Origin of the sequence: Marinobacter sp. MA, from assembly GCF_048298425.1 — a bacterium.
In the GTDB taxonomy this organism is placed as follows: domain Bacteria; phylum Pseudomonadota; class Gammaproteobacteria; order Pseudomonadales; family Oleiphilaceae; genus Marinobacter; species Marinobacter salsuginis.
Map to the genome: position 1 here is coordinate 3,226,181 of NZ_CP103058.1, position 16,355 is coordinate 3,242,535.

The 16,355-nt window shown below is 52.0% G+C and carries 16 protein-coding genes and 1 pseudogene; 7 read left to right on the forward strand and 10 right to left on the reverse strand.

Annotation, left to right across the window (positions count from 1 at the left end; all coding sequences use genetic code 11):
* Positions 1 to 199: 199 nt before the first annotated feature.
* Together NUW46_RS14915 and NUW46_RS14920 are read right to left on the reverse strand one after the other, a co-directional pair.
* Positions 200 to 1,753: a phytoene desaturase family protein gene (locus NUW46_RS14915; protein WP_418140497.1), complete on the reverse strand. Its 1,554-nt coding sequence runs from the start codon at positions 1,751 to 1,753 to the stop codon at positions 200 to 202.
* 191 nt (positions 1,754 to 1,944) lie between these two features.
* Positions 1,945 to 2,223: a 2TM domain-containing protein gene (locus NUW46_RS14920; RefSeq protein WP_418140498.1), complete on the reverse strand. Its 279-nt coding sequence runs from the start codon at positions 2,221 to 2,223 to the stop codon at positions 1,945 to 1,947.
* A gap of 198 nt (positions 2,224 to 2,421) precedes the next feature.
* Between NUW46_RS14920 and NUW46_RS14925 the strand changes: the two genes are divergently transcribed.
* Together NUW46_RS14925 and NUW46_RS14930 are read left to right on the forward strand one after the other, a co-directional pair.
* Complete coding sequence (locus NUW46_RS14925; protein WP_418140499.1) at positions 2,422 to 2,901, forward strand: MarR family winged helix-turn-helix transcriptional regulator; 480 nt, start codon at positions 2,422 to 2,424, stop codon at positions 2,899 to 2,901.
* Between the two features lie 22 nt (positions 2,902 to 2,923).
* A complete protein-coding gene (locus NUW46_RS14930) occupies positions 2,924 to 3,718 on the forward strand; it encodes an esterase/lipase family protein (RefSeq protein WP_418140500.1) in 795 nt (264 codons plus the stop codon).
* A gap of 337 nt (positions 3,719 to 4,055) precedes the next feature.
* On the opposite strand, the gene NUW46_RS14935 is transcribed toward NUW46_RS14930, so the two are convergent.
* Positions 4,056 to 4,673 (reverse strand): hypothetical protein, encoded by a 618-nt coding sequence (locus NUW46_RS14935; RefSeq protein ID WP_418140501.1) that lies wholly within the window; start codon positions 4,671 to 4,673, stop codon positions 4,056 to 4,058.
* Positions 4,674 to 4,796: 123 nt separating this feature from the next.
* Here NUW46_RS14935 and NUW46_RS14940 point away from each other — a divergent pair, with 123 nt between their 5' ends.
* A complete protein-coding gene (locus NUW46_RS14940; RefSeq protein ID WP_418140502.1) occupies positions 4,797 to 5,936 on the forward strand; it encodes an IS110 family transposase in 1,140 nt (379 codons plus the stop codon).
* Positions 5,937 to 6,540: 604 nt separating this feature from the next.
* On the opposite strand, the gene NUW46_RS14945 is transcribed toward NUW46_RS14940, so the two are convergent.
* Both NUW46_RS14945 and NUW46_RS14950 read right to left on the reverse strand, forming a co-directional pair.
* Positions 6,541 to 7,920 carry a hypothetical protein gene (locus NUW46_RS14945; RefSeq protein WP_418140503.1) on the reverse strand — a complete coding sequence of 460 codons (1,380 nt, stop codon included), beginning with the start codon at positions 7,918 to 7,920 and terminating at the stop codon, positions 6,541 to 6,543.
* Between the two features lie 5 nt (positions 7,921 to 7,925).
* On the reverse strand, positions 7,926 to 8,981 hold the full coding sequence (locus NUW46_RS14950) for a hypothetical protein (protein WP_418140504.1): 1,056 nt from the start codon (positions 8,979 to 8,981) through the stop codon (positions 7,926 to 7,928).
* A gap of 262 nt (positions 8,982 to 9,243) precedes the next feature.
* Here NUW46_RS14950 and NUW46_RS14955 point away from each other — a divergent pair.
* Positions 9,244 to 9,750 (forward strand): annotated as a pseudogene (locus tag NUW46_RS14955) (integrase core domain-containing protein); the annotation flags it as partial.
* Between the two features lie 135 nt (positions 9,751 to 9,885).
* Here the strand turns inward: NUW46_RS14955 and NUW46_RS14960 are convergent.
* The 3 genes from NUW46_RS14960 to trxC all read right to left on the reverse strand — a co-directional run bounded on the left by NUW46_RS14960 (position 9,886) and on the right by trxC (position 11,873).
* The gene (locus NUW46_RS14960) at positions 9,886 to 10,365 is read right to left on the reverse strand and encodes a hypothetical protein (protein WP_418140505.1); all 480 of its coding nucleotides are present in this window, start codon (positions 10,363 to 10,365) and stop codon (positions 9,886 to 9,888) included.
* Between the two features lie 92 nt (positions 10,366 to 10,457).
* Complete coding sequence (locus tag NUW46_RS14965) at positions 10,458 to 11,174, reverse strand: polar amino acid ABC transporter substrate-binding protein (RefSeq protein WP_418140506.1); 717 nt, start codon at positions 11,172 to 11,174, stop codon at positions 10,458 to 10,460.
* A 258-nt stretch (positions 11,175 to 11,432) separates the two neighbouring features.
* On the reverse strand, positions 11,433 to 11,873 hold the full coding sequence (gene trxC / locus NUW46_RS14970; protein ID WP_418140507.1) for a thioredoxin TrxC: 441 nt from the start codon (positions 11,871 to 11,873) through the stop codon (positions 11,433 to 11,435).
* A gap of 154 nt (positions 11,874 to 12,027) precedes the next feature.
* Here trxC and NUW46_RS14975 point away from each other — a divergent pair, with 154 nt between their 5' ends.
* The gene (locus NUW46_RS14975; RefSeq protein ID WP_418140508.1) at positions 12,028 to 12,831 is read left to right on the forward strand and encodes an SDR family oxidoreductase; all 804 of its coding nucleotides are present in this window, start codon (positions 12,028 to 12,030) and stop codon (positions 12,829 to 12,831) included.
* Between the two features lie 9 nt (positions 12,832 to 12,840).
* Here NUW46_RS14975 and NUW46_RS14980 read toward each other — a convergent pair whose 3' ends face one another.
* Complete coding sequence (locus NUW46_RS14980; RefSeq protein ID WP_418140509.1) at positions 12,841 to 13,224, reverse strand: DUF2750 domain-containing protein; 384 nt, start codon at positions 13,222 to 13,224, stop codon at positions 12,841 to 12,843.
* Positions 13,225 to 13,271: 47 nt separating this feature from the next.
* Positions 13,272 to 14,060, reverse strand: a complete 789-nt coding sequence (locus NUW46_RS14985; RefSeq protein ID WP_418140510.1) for a type II CAAX prenyl endopeptidase Rce1 family protein — start codon at positions 14,058 to 14,060, stop codon at positions 13,272 to 13,274.
* Positions 14,061 to 14,398: 338 nt separating this feature from the next.
* On the opposite strand from NUW46_RS14985, the gene NUW46_RS14990 reads away from it, so the two are divergent.
* Both NUW46_RS14990 and NUW46_RS14995 read left to right on the forward strand, forming a co-directional pair.
* A complete protein-coding gene (locus NUW46_RS14990) occupies positions 14,399 to 15,103 on the forward strand; it encodes a type II CAAX prenyl endopeptidase Rce1 family protein (protein ID WP_418140511.1) in 705 nt (234 codons plus the stop codon).
* 8 nt (positions 15,104 to 15,111) lie between these two features.
* Positions 15,112 to 16,317 (forward strand): serine hydrolase domain-containing protein, encoded by a 1,206-nt coding sequence (locus NUW46_RS14995; protein WP_418140512.1) that lies wholly within the window; start codon positions 15,112 to 15,114, stop codon positions 16,315 to 16,317.
* The last annotated feature ends 38 nt before the right edge of the window (positions 16,318 to 16,355 follow it).

A 16,355-nucleotide genomic window follows, 5' to 3' on the forward strand; every position in this document is an offset into this window, starting at 1 on the left:
GCCTATTCTCTTTATTTTTTGAGAGGGCAGAATAGTTTTCTTGATGCTGAGCGCAATCAATTAACTGTGACTCACCCCAGGCGAAGGTCGCGAAGCGAACATTCAGATCCAAGTCAGAGAGTTCCCAATTTAGCTTGGGTATGTCGTGCGCATCGGAGGATGCGCCAAGCGTCTAATCTTCATGGATATCTCAAATGCCTTATTTGAGTTTCTGGAATACACGTGGATCAACCGCCGCAGCGCTAAACATACCACCGGCAAGAGCCCCTGCGATTCCTGGACTCATCACGTCCTGGCCTGTCAGGAATAATCCGGGTACAGGTGTACGGGCATTGAGTGCATCCGATAGCATTCGACGCGGAGTGGTTTCGACACCATAGAAACCGCCTTTCTCGTGGCCAGTGAAAAATGCCGTTGCGAGTGGCGTGCCGAGTTCATGGTAGACGATAAGCGGTGCGAGATCCGGGAACTTCTCCTTGAAGAAGTCCAGCATCCTGGATTCGATGGTCTGCTTGAATGCCGCCCACTCGTCGGGATGTTTAGCCGCACCGCCATCCGCAAACCTGGCCACTGACGACCAGTCAGCCCAGAGCATCACATCGCCAGTGTGCTTGCTCGTCGGTCCTGGGTCATGAGCGGGGTTTTTAAGAGAAGAAAACGACACAAACGCCATCGAAAATGGCTCACTGTCTCCCCCTGCCCAGATAGCATCATTGGTGTCCCAGCTATTGTAAAACCAGTGGTTCGAGCGTGTTGCCCCGTGTTTGGCGATATCCCCCTCAAAGCCCAAATAAAGATCGAAGTGACAGATCGATGGTTTGAAAGTGGCTATCTCCTGAGCCCAGGACTGTTTGCGAATTTCCGCAGGCAGCAGGTGCTTCACGGTTTCACCGGCGCCGATCGCCGAGACGATGATTGGCGCATGAAATTCTTCACCGGACTGGGTGCGCACACCTACGGCTTTACCGTTTTCCAGCAATATTGCACTAACCGGTGTTCCAGCTCGCGCACAACCACCGGCCGCTTCGATCACAGGAACCAGTCCTTTTGCGATGGCACCGGCGCCGCCGACGGGATAGCCAGCACCTTCAAGGTAATGCCCCATGACCATGCCATGAAAGGCAAAGCTGGCTTCTTTCGGCTTGCCGCCATAGGTTCCCCACTGGGCCGACAACACAGCGGCGAGTTTTGGATTGCTGATGAGCTCATCTATCACCTCACCCGTGGTGCGATGGGCCCAGCGATTGATCTTCTTTTTATTCCACCAGCGATGGGCCGAGCGAAATGGCTCAGGTATCGATCGCTCCGCACCCACCATATATGCTGCTTCCTCAGCCGACAGCAATGCCTCAAAGTAGGCATCGATTTCAGCCGCATTGTCGGGAAACTGATCTTTAAGCTCCATCTTGTAGGCTTCCGCCGGGCGCCCGACGGCAATCTCGAAACCATCCGGGAAGTGCAGAGTGTCATAGATGGTGCCGAGTGAGCGAAATTCGATGGTTCCGCCACTGAGCCAGTCCAGAATCCGGCCGGCGAATTGGTCGTGGCCAAATATGCCGCAATAGTGGAGACCAACGTCCCAGCTGAAACCAGCGCGAGTGAAAGAGTGAGTCAGCCCGCCAAGTACCTGCGCCTGCTCAAGCATGAGAACCTGGTGCCCCATGCGGGAGAGTGCCGTAGCAGTTGTCATACCGCCCATTCCGGAACCAATGACAATAACATCGAAGCCGTTTTCATTAGATGCAGCAGTCATACGGCGAGACCTCCCTATCCATCTCCCTATGTTAAGCGACAACACCCGAGACTGATTATTTTAGTTCAAGCAATAACTTCTGAACGAGAACGTATATTCAAAATCAAGCCCATCGACCACACCCCGAACTTCCCCCTCGTGAACGCCCCTGATAGGACAAGCTGATGGTTTTAATACTTGTTCCTTTGGAATCAATACTTCTTGCGTTCTTCTTTCTTCATCTCTTTTTGAATCATCTGTTCATTAATAGCCGATTCTCGAGAAAACACGAAGACTCCCAAGGCATGAAAGAATACGCCAATACCCCATCCAATAAGTGGCCACTTGAACCAGAGGTATTGGCTTGATGTGAGAAGGTTGATGACAACAAGTAGGGTATTGATTACAAAATAGAGCGCCAGATGTCTATAAAATCCAATTTTAGCCTGTAGTCTTTTCTTCGCTTTGTGGTAAGCCTCTTGGTTTTCCACTTGCGCCTCCCTTCCTTTCTCAAGGATATGATGCAAAGAAGTCCTGACAGTTAATTAGTCTGCATTCTGCACTTTCTCCAGTTTAATGGACGCGAGCAGCCTGACCCATATTCCCTGACAGCCCTCCGAAAATAGTTTCAATTTAGTTGATCCATAAACCAGTTGGTTCAGTACTAAATCGAATTGGAGGATGCTTTTATGTCGAACACCGAACTTAGTGGAAGGCGAGCCGACTCCTGGCGCGCCGTTGTTGAAGCCTACCAAGTCTGCAGTCAGCGTTATGGCTCAGCCCTCAATCACGTCGAGCTGACGCCCGCTCAGTTCGAGGTAATGCTCTTGATTCGTTCGCTCAAGCAAAACGCCACGCCAAAACGTATCGCTGAACGGCTGCTGGTGACCAAAGGCAATATAACTGGGGTGACCAACCGGCTACTGACCCGAGGCTTGATTGATCGGCGAAGCCATCAAACCGATGGCCGCTCCCTGGTATTCGAGCTCACCTCGCGTGGCCAAAAGCTACTCCTGGAAGCCAACAAGGTGGCGGCTGAATTTGTTCGCCAGCAGCTGGAGCCATTCACCGATGAAGAAGTTGAAATTGTCGGGCGCCTGATGCGCCAAATGAAACAGCACCTGTTGTCGATGGACGCAGACAGCGTTGTGAAAGCCGCCCTGGATTAGGCGAAACCTTTGGAGAATGTCCATGTTGAACTCATCATTTCTCTCCGTGCCACCTGCCAGCTTGAGAGCGCTGGAACTCAGAGCTGCAGCCGACGTGCTGGCATTGCCCCTGTGGATGACCAGGCTGGCGTCACGCAATGTCACGGATGTTGGCCAAAACAGGGCCGTGTTCGTTCTACCAGGGTTTGGCGCAAGCGACAGAGCTATGGCTCCGATGCGCTACTTCTTGCGGCGCCATGGCTTCAATCCACTGGAATGGGGGCTCGGCGTCAATAAAGCCGGCCTGGATCTTCCCCACGATCCGCACATGCTGTCCTGGGATTTCGACATACCCGAAAAGGTTGCAGGCGAGACCGGCGTTCCCTATCTGTGCGATCAGATGGTGGAGCGGGTGTCACGTTTCTGCGAGGAACAGTCAACCACCGCATCGTTGGTGGGTTGGAGCCTCGGCGGCACCATCGCCCGGGAAGTCGCAAGAGATCTGCCACAGTACGTCGACCAGGTGGTCACCTTGGGTTCACCGGTGATCGGCGGTCCCAAATACACCAGTGCGGCAGGTCTTCTGAGCAAGCGAGGCTTGAATCTCGACTGGATCGAGCTCGAAGTAGAAAGACGCAATCGAAAGCCAATCAAACCACCCGTCAGCGCCATCATTAGCCGAACTGACGGGATAGTGGACTGGTCCGCCAGCATCCTCGCCAATGACAGCACCACCCGCTACATAACCACCGACGTCTCCCACCTCGGGATGGGGATCAACCGGCGAGTGATGGAGCTTGTGCTGCAGGAACTGACCCTTGAGCGGAAAGCGCAATGACAGATCTGCAAAACTTAGAACGGGTGGTTCTGTTTGTGCCAGGTGCGATCATGCGCCCCATATCGTTGGCCACTCGCTCGGCGGCCTGATCGCGCTCCATGCTGCCACCCCTGGGCGTGTATTCGCCTTAGTGTGAGCCCGAACGAGCCAAAGCCATAACCGCTCAACTCAAATAAATAGCTCATGACCGATGCCCGCTCGGGTCGCAAAGCGAACATTCAGATTTTGGAATAACGCCAACATTCAGCGGCCGCCTTGGCAGAGCGAGGCGGCGACAAGGCTGTCCGGTGGAGGGCCTTCTGGCCCATAACGAACTGAAACTATTGGTTAGGCCACTTTACACGGCAACCTTTTTAATAATTTGGTTCCATCGAAATAAAGAGATGAACAGAATCGTGGTGGATACAATGATCAGTATTAATGAAGATAGCGCTGTACCATCCAGGCCAATTATCTCCTCCCCTATTTGGGCAGCTACGAAAGCAACTGTCCAGTAAACAGCTATAAATGAAACGTGAGGGAGAACTGCACTAGAAATTCCTCCGACCACATCATGCTCCTGTCGGGCCAGCAAGTGCCAAGCCACTGCTGCACAGTGCCAAAATGACACTGCTGCGATAATGCTAACCCAGTCCGGATGAAGCTGGAAAGCATTAGCCATAAGTAGATAGAGGGTGAACGCCATCACCAAGTCGAGATAAAACCTCAGGAAGCTAAGGGAAGTCATACCAAACGGGAATTTATTGGTTAGCGCATGGTAGACAGCAATATCGTATACAACAAACGAGAATATGGAAATTCCGACGAATATCGTCAACAGGAACTCGCTGACGCCTTGCGACCAAGCTTCACGAGCGACCGGCTCGTAGATTTGTATGCCAAGAGCAACGATTGCGCCAAATACGACATCAATAAACCATACCCATCTCTGAGATTGTTCTGCTGTGATAGTCATACAGACTCCTTAAGTGCCTAGACATTATGACTCCCAACTAGAGGGCTGCCCCCACCTCGTGGGTTAGCCTCAGCCAGAGCCATAATTTACGTGTTCACATGCGTAAAATCGGGGGGCAGCACCATGAAAAAACATAGCACACTGTTTATTGGCCTGGATACGCACAAAGACTCTATTGCCGTCGCCTACGCCACAGATTCCCGAACAGAACCGGTCACTTACCTCGGGGCCATTGGTACCCAACATTACGCCATCCGCAAGATGGTCCGGCAATTTGAGTCCCGGAATCCAGGGTGTCAGCTTCAGTTTGTGTATGAAGCCGGCCCCTGCGGTTACTGGCTCTTCCGCCTGCTTTCAAGCTGGGACTATCCTTGCTTTGTGGTCGCACCGTCACTGATTCCGAAGAAACCCGGGCAACAGGTGAAAACCGATAAACGCGACTGTATGCAGCTGGCTCAGTTGCTGCGCAATGGCGACATTGATCCCATCTACGTGCCAGAACTGGAAGACGAGGCCATTCGCGATCTGTCACGGGCCCGGGAAACCGCCATGTGGGATCTCAAGAATGCCAAGAGCCAGCTCAAGGCGTTCCTGTTGAGGCACGATATCCGATACGCTGGTACGGCCAACTGGTCGGCGGCACACATCCGATGGCTCTCGGAACTGGTCATGCCGACACCAGCCCAGAACACCGTGTTCCGGGAAATGCTCTACACCATTGTCGAACGCCACAAGCGTCTCGAACGGCTCGACAACGAACTCACCTACCAGGTGCGTCGATGGCGGTTCTACCCACTGGTCAAAGCCGTCCAGGCGCTACGAGGTGTTCAGTTGCTGGTCGCTACCAGCGTTGTCGCTGAACTGGGGGATCTCCAGCGCTTCGACAACCCCAGGAAACTGATGGCCTATGTCGGCCTGACACCCAGCGAACGATCCAGCGGCAACCGACGACGAATCGGCCCGCTCACCTGTGCCGGAAACAAGCGGGCAAGACGCATGCTGATCGAAGCGGCTCATGCCTATCGATACCCGGCCAAAACCTCCCGGATCTTGCAGCAGCGCCAGGAAGACTTGCCCAAGGCCATTGTGGAGAAAGCCTGGGATGCGCAGGTCCGACTCTGTCGACGCTATCGATCGCTGATGCAGCGAGGTAAACATCGAAACGTGGTTGTGGCTGCCATTGCCAGAGAACTGGTCGGTCACATCTGGGCGATTGCCCGGGAAGTTGTGATCGCCAAACCCGATCCAAGGTTGATGCTATGACAACGATTATGGGACAGGACAGGCGCTTCAGGCCGCGGAGTGTGAAGCAACCCTCGACGCGCGTTAGGAAGCCTGGCTGAAGCCTCAGACCAGACGCTCGTTCCTAGACGGAGGACCGGCTTCACGACGGAAAAGTAAGGTGGTGAGAACCCACGGATATCAGCATGGGAACCGTCGACGATTACTGGCCTCAGCGTCTGTCCTGACCCGCCCTATATCAGCGGGAACCTAGCTCTGAAAAAACGGGCCTGGACTGGTACGTGCCTCTTGACGTGGGGAGTCATATCAACGCCAGCCATAACCGGCACTCTGACAAGAGCGTCCGGTCGAGGGCCGTAGGCCCAGACTCATTTTAGACATGTCCGCAGAAAGGGATAGAACCCTAACGTGTTGATTGATTTCACGCATCACACAATCACAGAGCAACACTTAATTTCAGCTTATCAAGGGAACTGATCCATTATGAACCCTGCCGATACAGTCAACGGATTTGCTTTCGCTTAGACCATTTCAACCGCATCGGCTCATCAAACATTTAGAACCACCTATGCAGTTGAGCTAGTGGCAAGCCTATGGCCTTATCAGGGAACCTTGCCTCCAACGACTATTTCTTACAAATTTTCGAAATTTCTTGTAAAGGGTATATGAGGTCGGGCGAACTGGATCCCGTCAAAATGTTTTGTCTCACTGAAGGCCAAGGCTTTTCAGGGCAAAGTTCTCTCCACACCGACCAAATCGATTCATCCGGAAGTACAGGAATCGCTCCATCGAGAAGTCGAAAACGCGGTGGTACAGTAATGGTATCGCCTGTAAAAATTGGCCTAGATAAGTCCTGAACGCCATTATACGCCGCTAACAAGTAAAAGAAATCGCCTCGGCCATACTCTGCCTCAGCAATACTCCAAAAGCTTTCACCTGCACGAATTATTCTTGTTTTGTCCGGTTCGCCTAAATTTTCAATGAAATCTTTCTCATTCAATTTTGCGGGATAATATAACCCCATCACTAAATCTGAAACATACACGCTATACGCAACGTTAATAAAAACATTACCACTTCCATCTCGATAAAGCCTTGTATCTCCAGCATCCAGCCGATAAATCATGGTAAGGAGGCCCTTCTTTTCAATATAATCTGAGGCTCTCCTAACGTCACTTACTCCAGCATTGAGTAGATTATTGACATATGCATAAGAGATTGACTGCCTGACCGGTGCGTTGAAAGCATCGTAAACGGAGGGTTCAAAAAGCCCGCTAAAAGCTAAATTAACAGACGCATCAATAATAAATCCACCAACTTTTACCAAGTCTCCAAATACTGAATTCGCATTTAAAAAACCAAAAAACGACCTACTCGTTTCTACAGCCTCAATAACCGGCTCTGAAAAATACAAAATGCCCCGATCATCGTTACTTTCCCATCCCGAATTAACCTCATTCAAGCGTAAGTACACGAGAAAATATCCTTTGGACTCACCAATTGTGGTTTTTGTACCAAAGTCACACCATTTTTCCACGTGTCGGTATTCAGCCCGAAATATAATTTGTTGATCGGTAATCGATAGAATTCTTGGATTTGGCAGCTTTGTAAATGAACAACCATCCTTTTCCTGTTCTCTTACTTTTTTTTGGAATTCCTTTTCTACACCTGGAATCTCAAATTTTATTAATCGCGTCACCTTATAGTGTGGCTCCTTGGATAATCGAATATCACGCGGTACACACTTATTAATGCTACGTTCGCAGCTTTCCAAACGCTGGAATTTATAACCATAACTCCTGATAAGCGGTAATGCTTTTCTGAGATCAGATCGGGAAGGCAGTGCTTCAACCTCTGAATAATATAAATGATCAATAAATGCTTCGATCTTTTTTGGGTCAGTGAGCGGATCTCTAATTGTCCAGTCGTCAAATTCCTTAGCATATGCTGGAAACACAAACATAGAAAGAGAAAGAACGAAAGCTTGCACAATAAACCTTAACATTGCGGTCACCTTTCGTTGATCTTATCAATTCGCATACAACCATTAGAGTTCGAAAGATAGATTTTGTTACGATAATCCGTAGCATATAATATTCTACCTCCAAATAAGTTTGTTAAATCTTTGCCTCCTCTACCGTCAAAATAGATTTTTGGAGCTTGATCAGCATCTTTGAAATTTAGTAAGGGCAAAGACAAATAATTCTTATCTAAGAATGGGTGATGCTCAGGACCTTCATAGGTCGCTACCACTTCATGCGGAAGCGACAAGTTGGTTGTACTCAGGACGGCACTAGAAGTAATTTTTCCGACCGAGATATTGCATTTCGATCCACTGCGCTTGAGGGAATCGTTCAAAGAATAGTTCTCAACGGATTCTTCAGTTACAAAAATATCAGAACGTTCGCAATTATCGTCTTCAGCAGATAGATTGTAAGATTTCAATATTTGCTCTTTTGGAATTTTCGTCCCGGGATTATTTTTAGCAGCCTCCAATAATGCTAGAAATGGTTTAGCCAGAGCAGCACCAGATTCGCCGTATGTCAGGCATGAGACACCTGCATCACATAGGGTTATGCAAGTAAGAGGATCGTTCGTGAAATATGGGCCCGGTAATGCTAACTCAGATCCAAGAGATGCCGCTGTCCTCATTACCGACTCTCTTTTTTTCCGAAACTCGTTCTTTTTCAGGCAGGCAGCTGGTTCACCAATAGTTTCTATCGTGCAACCGAGAAAAAGTTCCGACTTTTCAGTTGATGAAGGAGCCTTTGCCAGATTATCGTCTCTTACGAATTTGTCCAGCTCAGTAAACTCATTATCACCATTTTGACTGGGCACTAATACGGTGACCTCAGTTAAAACATAGCGGCGATTTACTGTATCAGAATTGCGAAGATAAACTTCTCGGCTTTGATCACAGGCACACGCAGAACTCGGATTGCCTACATCTGGATTGACGTATTCAATACTTACTCTATCTGCAACCTCAGGTGGCTCGGGAGCCTGAGAACAGGCAGCAATCAGGAACATGATTGATAGAATGCTAGATTTGAAAGCGTGATGCATTGTCACGACCCTCCTTGGTTTCTTTTTTGCAATACCTCCAACTTCATTGCAGCTTGTATATTGAACACTTCAAATCAATGATAGGCAAATACTGCGAAAAATAGAAGAATCCATCAATCTGTAAAAGCCCACTTCTGGGCTGCCCCTCTAGCTTCACCGTTTTTGGCTTGGTAATGTTCATCGCAGCAGAGAACGATGAACCTTAAGAAGCGATTTTCAGACTAGCAGAACATCAGCATTTTAAAGACTGTCGAGGACGAGGACTTGGTCCATGGATTTCGTCATAGACTTATTGGCGTGTGGCCGACGGCTCAAATGCCTGATCATAGTCGATAACTTCATCAAGGAGTGTCTCGCCATCCAGGTGGCCAATGGCATCTCTGGTGACCTTGTTGCTCGCACCCTGAATGCCGTATCCGCATTAGGAGGCTACCCCCAGTCCATCAGGACAGCTCAAGACCCTGGCTTCATCAGCAAAGCTCTAGATCAATGGACCTACGATAACCGGGTGGAGCTGAAGCTGGTTTAACCCGGAAAGCCGACTCAAAACGGCTTCATTGAAAACTTCAATGGGCGCTTCCGAGACGAGTGCCTGAACGAACACTGGTTCCGAGATTTGACTTCCAGGGAAATCGTCGCTAACTGGCGAAGAGACTACAACGAAAACCGGCCCCATTCAGCTTTGAGCTACCAGATACCATTGGAGTTTGCCGCTAGCTACCGGACTACCGGAAAAGGGTCAGAATTAACCGACATTACTAAGCAGTGAGTGGTTTAGTGATTGGGGGCAGGTCATCGAAAGTTCGCTTTTGTTTAGAAGCTGAGACTCTCGACCGGTCGCAAAACGACCGTCCATTGTTGGGATAATGCTATGAGCCTGATTTTTGCCATCTTTGGGAGGGACTCACACGAGCCAGTCTGAGAGATAATCATCCAAACCGAGACTGGCGACGACGACTCCAAGAACAAGACCTATGGGTAGGCTAAGCCGCCGCAGCAGCGGTCTTTTGCGCGCCTTCTCTGGTTCACGTGCTGGCCGCATAGCACTCGGAAAGAGCTTTTTACCCAAGAAGTCATGTAGAAACACGATAAAAGATAGTACAGCGGACAGCACTGCAATGTTGAACACCGCAGCCCAAGCCCCGGTAAACATCAATTGCACCAAGCCGTTAATTGCCACCCCAAGCAAAACACCAATAACGACATTTACGGCGGAGCTTGCCCCATTGCAGGCCTGTGAAAAAAATGCGGCAGCCCGCTGAGCACGTACCTCGGATTCCTGTTTGTCGGGTGTTGCATCTGGTTTGATCCTCGACCAGACGACCAACGCCATGACAACGCAGATGAAGGTTAAGGCGATGAGAAAGTCGACTAGGGTGAACATGGGGTCACACCTACTCCAGCCTGAGTATGAAAGATAAAAACGCCACTCTCTTCACCTCTGTGCTGGACCCACAGCGGCCAGATCTTGCACCATTAAAGGCCTGGCCGTGGCAGTCCGGGTAGCATGGCCTCCACGTCAATCTTGTAGGTAGTAAAAAAAGCTTCCGCCGCTTCAATCAGTGCCGTCTCGGTTTTGAGTATCCCGAGATAGACCGGCCATTCGGCGTCTATCAGTTCGGTTCTGTAACGGTCCGGGTCGATGGACCCCAGCTGTGCCAGGAACCGGAACTCCATTTCGTTCATGACGATGTAATCGCAGCGGTTGCGCAGAAACATTTGCAGCATTTGCTGGGTGTTGTATGCGTCATGGCGCACCAGCTGGCTCCCGATCCGCTCCTCGAGTCGATCACTGTAGACAAACCATCTGCGAAGGCAGATGCCTCCCTCAAGGTCATCGAAGGAGTCCGTTTTAAGGCTTGGTTGCGCGAACACACGATCGCGCCAGGTCAACAGCGGCCCAACGGCGTGCATTCTGTCCGGCAGAGGCATCCATAGCGGGTTGGCAAAAACCGCGTTGGCCAGTCCTCTTTCCAACGCCCAGGCCTGGCGTTTACGAGCCATCGGGAGGAAATCGGCCGAGATACCAGTCTCCATCGTGAAGTCATTGATCACCTCGACCAGAATGCCCTCTTTGAGTTCGCTGCCGTAATAAAACGGCATAAAGCCCTCATCCGATCCCATAATCTGAAGCGTTTGGGAAGAAACTGGATGGAGCCAGACTGCCATTACAAAAAACAGAACTACTCTCATTCGGTCCCCGTTGAAGTGATCAATCGGGTAAGGCCGTCGTTTGCCCAACGCTGCCTTACTGGTTAAAGACAGTTTGGCTCGAATTCCGGCCAGATGCCATGACAGAGTCGATATCGCTGCGAAGTCAGCTTTACCCACAAAAACTGTGGATAACTTTGTGGGAAGCGTTCGGATAGGTGCCTTCAGCCCTGCAATGGCAAGGCTTCAGCAATTGTGGCGTTTTAATGACCGGCCAAAGAACAAACAGTCTCACCAGGGCTATCGAATACCCTTGGACTGCAGCCACTGACTGATTTGCGCCTGATTCATAGCGCCACTCTGGCGGGCCACTTCCCTGCCATTCTGGAACAGGATCATGGTAGGGATGCTACGAATGCCAAACTGGCTGGCGGGGCCATGGGCCTGTTCAGTATTGAGCTTGGCAAACCGTACCTTGCCCCGCCAGTCCTTCGCGGCCTGTTCAAACTGCGGTGCCATCATTTTGCAGGGGCCACACCAGCTCGCCCAGAAGTCCACCAGCACCGGCAAATCACTGCGCCCGGTATGGGCTGCGAAGCTCTGGTCTGTGAGTTCCAGAACCTGGTCCGGCCACAACGGCTGTTTGCAGGCGCCACAATTTCCGCCGGCTGACAATTTCTCCGCCGGTACTCGATTGACCTTGTGGCAGTGGGGACAAACCAGGTGTCGGATGTCGGTCATGATTCATTACCCTCAGAGTGTTTACTGGTAAAGATGATCAGGGCAGACGGCAGGAAATCAAGCTGCAGCGCTCACGCTCGCATCGCCAGACCGGCCGTTTGCGACCATAATGATCAACAAGAGTGGGAAAGCATCAGGCATACAGGGGTTCAGCATGAGAAGACTCGATGGCAAAACGGCTCTGGTTACCGGAGCGGCCAGAGGCATTGGTGAGGCGATCGCCGTTCAGTTCGCCAAGCATGGAGCGAAGGTCATCGTGTCAGATATTGACGATCAGCAGGGTCAGGCACTCGTTGATAGCTCAGAATTCGACATGCACTATCTCCATCTGGACGTGAGCGATGAAGCCCAGTGGATCGATTGCGCCAGCTTTATCGAAGAGCAGTTCGGGGGCCTGGACATCCTGGTGAATAACGCCGGCATTACCGGATTTCTGGAGAGTAGCGGGCCTCACGATCCGGAAAACCTCGATCTTGATTCCTGGCAGACCGTTCATGCAACGAACCTTAACGGTGTTGCCCTGGGCTGCAAGTATGGGATCAAGCTGATGAAGACTTCCCGGGCCGCCAGTATCGTCAACATTTCCTCAAGATCGGGGATTGTTGGTATTCCAGGGGCGGCTGCTTACGCGTCCAGCAAGGCCGGCGTTCGGAATCACACCAAGACCGTGGCGCTGTACTGTGCCGAAAAAGGCTACCCGATCCGGTGCAACTCCATTCATCCCGGCGCCATTATGAGCCCGATGTGGGAAGCGATGCTTGGGGAGGGGGAAGCCCGGGACGCTGCAATCGCAGAGGTAGAAGCCGGCGTTCCGATTGGCAGGATGGGAAAGCCCGAGGATGTCGCCTATGCGGCTCTCTATCTTGCCTCAGACGAATCAAACTATGTGACAGGCATCGAGCTGAACATCGACGGCGGCATACTGGCCGGAAGCGCCTCCGCTCCGGCCAGACGCTAAGGCCCGAACTCAAAATTCGGACATCACATCCTGCAGATCCTGCTTGAGCTCTGCAGGCTCGGTGATCCAAACCGTTTTATCGAGGCCGGGAAACACGCCCACATCAAGGCCATCCTTTGTTAAGCCGGGAACCCACTTCCGGAAGAAATCGGGCAATGAAATGCTTCGAGGCGTCAGCTCTTCGCCGCCGCTGGCATACTCGGAAGCAAAGGCCGCAGTGGGCCAAACCGGCAGGTACTCCACATCGCCGTCGTCCGAGGCAATCTTCAGGAAGCGGCTGTCGTTGTTGACCAGAATCCAGATTTCCCGGTCCTCGGCCACCTGGCTCAGGAAGTAGTCGTACCGCTCTTCACCATCCATGTCCATTACCTGATTCTGTTCGTTACTGCTCATGTCGGGTACGCCACTCTAGTCGTTTGCTTTTGGGAATTGGTCGGAGACTAACACGTATTTAGAGGAGACTGGCGACCACTTTTCCAAAACATTACTAGCAACGCTGCAAGGGCCAAGTTGCCAAACAGCATGAAGGGGTACATTTCAGGGGAAATCCGCAACCATTCACCGGTGAAGTTCATCATGGCGTGGAAAATCAGGACCGCCATAATGCTTCGACCAGAGCGGTTATAAACGAGCACAATCAACAACGTATGGAAGACAATCATCGGCATCCACCAGTAAAGCTCGGGGTTAAACGTGGTGTTGGCGTAATACCCAGGGAAAAAGACGAAGGGTGCGTGCCACAGCGCCCAAACCAAACCGTTTACCAGGCCCGCCACAAGGGGACTGAAGCGCTGCTGCAGGGCCTCCAGATAAAAACCGCGTAACCCCACCTCTTCAACTGCCGGAAACAGAAAGGAGAGAACCAGCAAAAACAGTAAGGGCCCGGGGTTAACAAACAACTGCCAGTTCGTATCAAGGGGCTCACGAGCAACCCCCAAAAGCAAGGCCAGGCCGGCCATGGCAAGATCGTAAGCGAGCCAGAAGAACAGAATAATCAGCCACCAGCGCCCGGGAATTCGACGCCAGTCCGTCAGGCGCCGCCACAGTTCTACCAACTGCTCTTTGCCACCGTTCGCAGCCGCCAGTCCAAGACCAGCAACAACAGGGCTGGCCCCGCCGATCAAAAACCAGATCAGGTTTGGAAATGCCCAAACCGAGGAATCCGAGAGCAGCACCGGTATCCAGAAAAGATACGCCCACCCGAGGTAAACCAGGGGAAACGCCAGCAACGGTTGCCTGATCAATGGCACAACTCCCTTGAATGATTATTCCAGCCAGTATTGCTGCAGGCCCTGCAACCCTCTTGATATATATCAAGAGACGATCCAATAAATGAGAAGCCTCGTGGTTGCTTCTTTCCGCACTTCTTATCTTCTGAGTATGATAACGGCACAGTGGAAATGATTAAGGCTCCACCTGCCCCGTATACGGTATCCCGAGAATGCCCTCTTCAGTTCAAGACACCCAACCCGACGCTATCCCATTTCGGTCGATGGCGCTGTTTCTCTTTCTGACTTTCGGTATCGCCTGGGGAGTTCTGGCTGCCTTTATCTTTTTCCCGGAAACCATGGTTGGCCTGTTTGGTGAGATCACGGGCGAACATCCACTGTTTTATCTCGCGGTCTGGGCACCGGCGATCTCGGCGTTCGTGGTGATTTTGCGGTGGTCCGGTCTGGAAGGATTGCGCAGGCATTTGGGCCGCGCCCTTCTTTGGCGCTGCGCGTGGCCCTGGTATGCATTCCTGCTTCTTGGCGTCCCGCTCGTTTTCTTTGCGGGTTCGTTCGTCAAGGGCAACCTGTCTGAGGCGACCTTTCCATTCACCTCGGCTTCATCCTTCCTGGTCGCTCTTGCATTGATTGCCATTAAAGGCCCGATTGAGGAGTTCGGCTGGCGGGGCCTGGCACTTCCGCTTCTGCAACGCAAAATGGCGCCGGTTTGGGCTGCGCTTCTCATCGGTGTGATCTGGGGGCTTTGGCACACGCCAGCTTTTCTGCTCAGTGGTACCGAGCAGAGCGCCTGGTCATTCCTGCCGTTCTTTACCGGCACCATTGCGCTCAGTGTGATTGTCACCCCACTGTTCAATGCGTCCCGGGGAAGCATCTTCCTCCCCGCACTATTTCACTTCATACTCATCAATCCCGTCTGGCCCGACGCCCAACCCTACGACACCTATATTTTCGCGTTGGTCGCCGTTGTCATCGTCTGGTTACATCGGAAAAGTATGTTCTCGGGCATTGATAGCGTTACCGAGGTCGTTCCGGACAAACAGTGAACGCATTGATGACTTTCCCAAAAGGCCTGGTTTCCGGCCTCAAACTTTCAATTCTGGTAAGCCTGCTCTGGTTGACCGCTTGCCTGGCCAGCCCTCAGCGGGCAGCCAATGCGCCCCTGGAGGCCGCTTTCTCGAGTGCATTGGAGCGGTTTCAGAACGAGTACGATTTTCCCGGCATAACGGCGAGTTATGTGCTTGCTGATGGAACTGCGCACTCGGCAGCAGCCGGTTGGGCCGATGCCGAAATTCGCGAGCCAATGACGCCGGAGTCTAGAATGCTGGCCGCGAGTATCGGCAAGACATTCGTTGCCGCCACCATGGTGTCGATTGCCCAGGAACGCGCCATTGATCTGGACGCCCCCTTAGCGAGCTGGCTGGGCCAGAACAGCTGGTTCCAACGGCTGCCGAACCATCAGAGCCTGACTGTTCGTCAGCTGCTCAACCACACATCGGGTTTACCGAACCATGTGTACCTGCCAGCCTTTGCAGGAGCGGTCTCAAAACGCTGGGCGGAACCCGGAAACCCATTCCCGCCCGAGGCCCTGGTCGGTTTCGTTCTGGATACTGAAGCATTGTCCCGACCGGGCGAACAATGGGCCTATACAGACACCGGCTATATTCTCATCGGGCTTGTCATTGAGGCCATCACGGGTCGAACCTATTACGAAGAGGTTCACGACCAGTTTCTCGAACCACTAGAGCTGACGGCGACATCAGCATCGAACAAACGCGCACTTCAGGGCCTGGCTGCCGGGTACGTTGCTGACGACAATCCGTTTGCTTTCCCGGCAAAAACAACCGATCGAAATGGTGTTATGAAGTGGAACCCGGCGCTGGAGTGGACTGGCGGCGGGCTGGTCAGCACGTCCCGTGACCTGGCACGCTGGGGAGCTGCCCTGTTTGGCGGACAAGGAGTGTCAGAAGAGATCCTGAACACAATGCTCCAGCCTGTTCCGATCGGCGAAGACATGCCCGGCACCTATTATGGCCTTGGCGTCAGCATTTCCCGATCGGGCCCGCTTGCACCAGTCTACGGTCATGGTGGGTGGATCCCGGGCTACAGCTCGAGTCTCCGTTATTATGCCCGGAGTGGAATTACCATTGCCTTCCAGATCAACAGTGACCGTATCTCTCAACATCACCTGTCTGACATCGAACTATGCCTCGCCAGCCTAGTCATATCCGGTGGGAAGAACACAGATTGCGTGCCATGAACGAACCAGCACCCCTTTAGTCATTACAGTGGAGCTCC

Excerpts from the sequence above, each read along its gene's own strand:
- NUW46_RS14915 (WP_418140497.1), bottom strand. The coding sequence starts at position 1,753 with ATGACTGCTGCATCTAATGAAAACGGCTTCGATGTTATTGTCATTGGT.
- NUW46_RS14925 (WP_418140499.1), top strand. The coding sequence starts at position 2,422 with ATGTCGAACACCGAACTTAGTGGAAGGCGAGCCGACTCCTGGCGCGCC.
- NUW46_RS14930 (WP_418140500.1), top strand. The coding sequence starts at position 2,924 with ATGTTGAACTCATCATTTCTCTCCGTGCCACCTGCCAGCTTGAGAGCG.
- NUW46_RS14935 (WP_418140501.1), bottom strand. The coding sequence starts at position 4,673 with ATGACTATCACAGCAGAACAATCTCAGAGATGGGTATGGTTTATTGAT.
- NUW46_RS14940 (WP_418140502.1), top strand. The coding sequence starts at position 4,797 with ATGAAAAAACATAGCACACTGTTTATTGGCCTGGATACGCACAAAGAC.
- NUW46_RS14945 (WP_418140503.1), bottom strand. The coding sequence starts at position 7,920 with ATGTTAAGGTTTATTGTGCAAGCTTTCGTTCTTTCTCTTTCTATGTTT.
- NUW46_RS14950 (WP_418140504.1), bottom strand. The coding sequence starts at position 8,981 with ATGCATCACGCTTTCAAATCTAGCATTCTATCAATCATGTTCCTGATT.
- NUW46_RS14960 (WP_418140505.1), bottom strand. The coding sequence starts at position 10,365 with ATGTTCACCCTAGTCGACTTTCTCATCGCCTTAACCTTCATCTGCGTT.
- NUW46_RS14965 (WP_418140506.1), bottom strand. The coding sequence starts at position 11,174 with ATGAGAGTAGTTCTGTTTTTTGTAATGGCAGTCTGGCTCCATCCAGTT.
- trxC (WP_418140507.1), bottom strand. The coding sequence starts at position 11,873 with ATGACCGACATCCGACACCTGGTTTGTCCCCACTGCCACAAGGTCAAT.
- NUW46_RS14975 (WP_418140508.1), top strand. The coding sequence starts at position 12,028 with ATGAGAAGACTCGATGGCAAAACGGCTCTGGTTACCGGAGCGGCCAGA.
- NUW46_RS14980 (WP_418140509.1), bottom strand. The coding sequence starts at position 13,224 with ATGAGCAGTAACGAACAGAATCAGGTAATGGACATGGATGGTGAAGAG.
- NUW46_RS14990 (WP_418140511.1), top strand. The coding sequence starts at position 14,399 with ATGGTTGGCCTGTTTGGTGAGATCACGGGCGAACATCCACTGTTTTAT.
- NUW46_RS14995 (WP_418140512.1), top strand. The coding sequence starts at position 15,112 with ATGACTTTCCCAAAAGGCCTGGTTTCCGGCCTCAAACTTTCAATTCTG.